At 39.0% G+C, this 5,076-nt stretch carries 1 protein-coding gene; it reads right to left on the bottom strand.

What is annotated here, in order from left to right; translation table 11 throughout:
* Window positions 1-5,076, bottom strand: a 5,076-nt coding sequence (locus tag AC2D6T_RS11965) for an MBG domain-containing protein (RefSeq protein ID WP_484681642.1), incomplete at both ends; no start/stop codon positions are given.

Below are 5,076 nucleotides of genomic sequence, written 5' to 3'. Positions count from 1 at the left end.
GTTCCTGTTGGTAGCGACTCTGAGCTGTTTACTGTGCCTCTTCCGTTTGATAAACCTTGGAAATATTTCCCATTTTGTCCATATCCTGCAACGTTATACACCTGTACTCCCCAGCGGTTAAAAATCTCTATCGTGTTCTCTGGATATAACTCAATGTTACGTATTACAAATACATCATTTTCTCCGTCTCCATTTGGAGTCAATAAATTATAAACCTCTAAGTCATCTTCTATTGAAGCTTCATATTTATTCACCTCTAGATAATCGGCAACACCATCGTTATCTGAATCTATAGGATTAGATGCGTCTAAACCAATCTCATCGCCATTACTCAAACCATCGCCATCACAATCTGCAGCTAAATAATCTTGACTTACTGAAAGGGTAATGTTTGAAGGAATCGATGAACAAAAACTAGTTGCATCGGTACCGTCTGCCTTCTCTGTTCCATCAATAACTCCATCGCCATCACTGTCTGCTTTTAAAGAATTTGTTCCATCTATTACTTCTTCTGCATTGGTTACGCCATCATTATCACAGTCTGCATTATTCCATGCTTCACTTGGTGTTTCTGTTTGGCTTGATATTACAAAATCACAACTGTCTGTTGCATCGGTACCATCAGCCTCTTCTATGTCATCTGCAACACCATCGCCATCTGTATCGATTCTAATAATGCTAAAAATTGCGTCTGTTTGAATGTCTAAAGTGTAATTATCACCTGCACTTAAGGTCCCTGAAGTTATCAAATACGTTCCAACTGCCTCGCCAGATTCTCGGGTTAAAGTTCCTGTAAATGCATCTGCTCCAAAAAGGTTTGGATCTGCTGTAAATACTAAAACAGGATCTTGGGCGCCATAGTCTTTCTCTTGATCTGCTATTAAAATATTGATGCTTTTTGGTAGAATCGTAAAGTTAATTTCTCTATCTGCTGCATAATTCCCAATTCCGCTAAGCGTTACAGTGGCTGTACCAACATTGATGTTGTTACTGTAACTTAATGTATAATCTCTACCCTCTTTTAAAGTATTTGAGCCATCCTCTACAACAAGCTTTGGTCTTTGTAAAGATCCATTGTAAATCAAATCTGAGATCGGAGCTACTGCAATCGCTGTATCCGTAATCAGCTTACTCGTTATGGTAAACCTTCCCGCTGTGAATGTAATCGCATAGTTCGAAGAATTTAAACCTGAAGCGCTAATTGCATAAGTACCTGCAGCCTCTCCTGTAGCTCTGCTAATGGATAAAGTTCCTGATAAATCTTCTTGACCTTCGCCATTTACAAAACCTGCATAGCTTGCCGTTAATGTTGGATCTGCCGCTCCGAACTCCTTACTCTTATCGTCTGCTGTAATAGTAAGTGATGCTTTGGTAATAGTGAAAGTTACTGTTTTTGTACCATTGTAATTACCTATTCCTGTAATTGTAACTGTGGCTGTTCCTACATTTATATTGTCTGAGTAACTTAGCGTGTAATCGGTAGCTTGAGTCAGTACTGTTGTACCATCTTTAACCGCTAGCGTTGGGGTTTGGGCTTGCCCTGTGTATACCAAATCGGCTATAGAAGTAGTTGTAATAGCTACATCTGTAATCAACTTGCTGGTTATGGTAAAATCTACTCCTTTCGTAAATGAAGGCTCGTAGTTGTTCGTCAAGAAAACTCCATTGTTTTGTGTTACAAGGCTACCTTGTGTAATCTGGTAAGAACCAACATCCGCTCCTATTTCTCTGCTAAGTGTCCCACTGAAGCCTGGTGTCTCTCCATTGACTGCTCCACTGTTCGTATAAGTGAATCTAGGATCTAACTCTCCAAAAACCTTGGTCTGATCTGCATCTGGAGTTACAATAAGCGTGCGTGGGGTAATCTCTCCATCTGTGCCGGTAATCGCGGCATTGGCACCTCCTTGAATAAAATAATTATCTGCATCAGATCCGCTTAGAGTGATGCCTGACACTGTGTAGTTTCTTGTTCCTGCATCTTTACTATCGTATGCACCAGCTGCGCTTGCCAATACAACATCTCCAGTGATTGGAGTATTCAAAGTTAGGGTTAAATTCAACAGCTTATCATTGCCATCATACACCTTAGTCTTGCTGCTGTTTACTGATGCAATTAATGCTTTTGGAATTACATTTAGGTTCCCCTGGAGGATAATTGTATTGCTAAAATTAGGACTGGTCTTACTTATATTACCCGCTTCCAATAGATAACTTCCAGATTGTAAAGAACCAGAGGTGCTCAACTGTGGTGATACTACTGATATATCAAAAACTCCCGTACCAGAAGTACCATCGGTTACTGTTACCTCTGTACCATTAATCTGTGTACTTGATGTTAGATCTTCTATTAATTGGTTATTTAAATTGTAATACCCAACTTTAGCAATCTCAAAGACTGGTGTAGCTCCATAAAGGACCTCGCTATCTTTAAGTTTAACGACCAACTGATCTGCTCCTATTATGGTATAATCTCCTTTCTGATAGGTAATGTCGTAGTTCTGTGCGCTCACTCCTGAAGCTGCTAACACAGCTGTATAAACTCCTACTGCCTCTTCACTGGCATTGCTTCGGGTAATAATCAGATTTGTAGTATTTAACACTGTTTGATCTTCACCAAATTTAAAGCCACTGTAGTTTACCCCTGCGTACCCATCTGCATCCTGCTGAGTTACAAACTTACTGTCATTATGAACCGTGATCGTTAATGCTGCCTTTGTAATGGTAAAGTCTACTCCTGTAGCCAAGTCTATTTGATAGTTGTCTGCTTTAAAGCCTGCGTTGTCTATAAGTAAGAGACTACCTTGATTGATCTGGTAAGTACCTACATGCTCTCCCACTGCACGGCTTATCGTATTTGTAAAGCCGGGGGTTTCTCCACTTACCAATCCACCAAAGGTGTATGTTAAGCTGGGGTCTGCATCTCCATAAGTCTTGGTTTGATTGGCATCTGGAGTAACAGTAAGTACTCTTGGTATAATATTAAAAGTAACCGTTCTAACTCCTCCATAATTACCTAATCCTGTAAGGGTAATTGTAGCCTTTCCTACATCTGTATTATTGATATAGGATACCTCATAATCTTCTCCCTCAACTAAAACTGTATCGACATCTTTTAACGCTGTATTAGGCGCTTGTGACTGACCATTATAAATTAAATCTGATATGGGTAGTATACTAATATCTTGATCTGATAGTAATTTATTGGTGATCGTAAAAGCAATCCCACTTGTAAAGTCTAATTGATAATTAGAGGCTAAAAAAGCATCTTTATCTTCCAATAAAAGTGAACCTTGACGAATTGCGTATGACCCTCGAGATTCTCCTGATAAACGCCCTAATGAACCACTAAATAATGGCGTTTCTCCACTAATTTGACCACGATAGTCATAGGTCAAAATAGGGTCGGAGGTGCCAAATATCTTTGACTGTCCAATTCTTGGTGTTACAGTAAGAGTTTGTTTACTAATCTGACCGTTTGTTCCTGTAATCTGAACGTTTGCTCCGCCTTGAATATAATAATTGTTCGCATCTGAGCCACTCAACATTAAGCCTGAAACAGTATAAGCTCTATCTCCTACATTAGCACTGGAATAAACACCAGTACCCGATGCTAGAACATTGTCTGTTACAAAAGGAGTACTCAAATCAAAAGTCATTGAAGGTAGTAAAGCATTACCGTCATAAATCTTTGACTTACTACTTGATAAACTTACTACTAATTCTTTAGGATTTACTTTTAAAACTCCTTGCTCAATTAGCGTGTTGTTAAAATTAGAACTTGTAAATACTGCCTGATCTGACACTAAATTATAGGTCCCTACAGAAAGATGATTTGAAGTACTATATAATGGTGTCTCTGGAACTATTAAAAACGTTGCGCTTCCTGATGCTCCATCTACTACCGTTATTTTATTCCCTGTTACACTCGTGCTAGAAGTTAAATCAACTACCTGAGTATTGCCTGAACTATAATAGCCTGATAACTCTACTCTATAGGTTGGTGTCTCTCCATAAACAATCTCAGAATCAGATAATTTTACATATAACTGATCTGCAGCTACAATTTGATAATTACCTGACTCATAACGAATCTCATAGTTAGAAGAACTCAGACCACTAGCCTGTAATACATCTTGGTAAATTCCTGCAGATTCTACACCTGTATTACTCCTTGTAATCCTTAGATTGTCTGTAACTAAGACGCTCGAATCTTCTCCAAACTTAAATCCTGTATAACTTACACCTGCATAACCCTCTGCATCAGCCTGGGTTACAAACTTAGCATCATTATTTACTGTGATGAGCAATGGTGCTTTTGTAATCTCAAAATCAATGTTTGCTGTCAATTCAATCGCATAGTTCGACGAATTAAAACTGCCGTTGTTTGTAAGAACTAAACTACCTTGTGTAATCTCGTATTGATCAACAGCCTCTCCTTGATCTCTGCTTAAACTTCCGCTAAAAGCGGCTGTCTGTCCGCTTATCGATCCACTGAATGTATAAGTAAACTCAGGATCTGCTTCTCCATACTGCTTTGTTAAACCCGTAGAAGGTGCAACACTAATCGTACGCTGTGTTATATCTGCACGCAAACCTGTTGGCTGACGCAAACTATAATTATCTTTTGTAGTACCTGTTATCTCATAGCCAACTACATTTACCGTAATATCTGTTGATACATCTGGCGATGTAAAAGTGCCTTCTACTGTACCTGATAATACCACATCATCACCTACTGCTAAACCTACCAATGTAGCTGTTCCTGATAAAGTAGCTTCCGTTGTACCATCATATTCCTTATCATCGGCCGTAAGCCCACTAATGGTTAATATCTTCTTAAGAATAGTAAATATGATTGTTTTTGTACCACTGTAATCACCTGTTCCTGTAATTGTAACTGTGGCTGTTCCTACATTGGTATTATCTACATAACTTAGCGTGTAATCGGTATCTTGAGTCAGTACTGTTGTACCATCTTTAACCGCTAGCGTTGGGGTTTGGGCTTGACCTGTGTATACCAAATCTGCTATGGTTGCTGTTGTAATGTCTGTACTCGTAATCGACTTACTTGCAATG

Source organism: Polaribacter sp. YIW18 (genome assembly GCF_057219325.1).
This window is presented reverse-complemented; position numbering and strand designations above follow the sequence as displayed.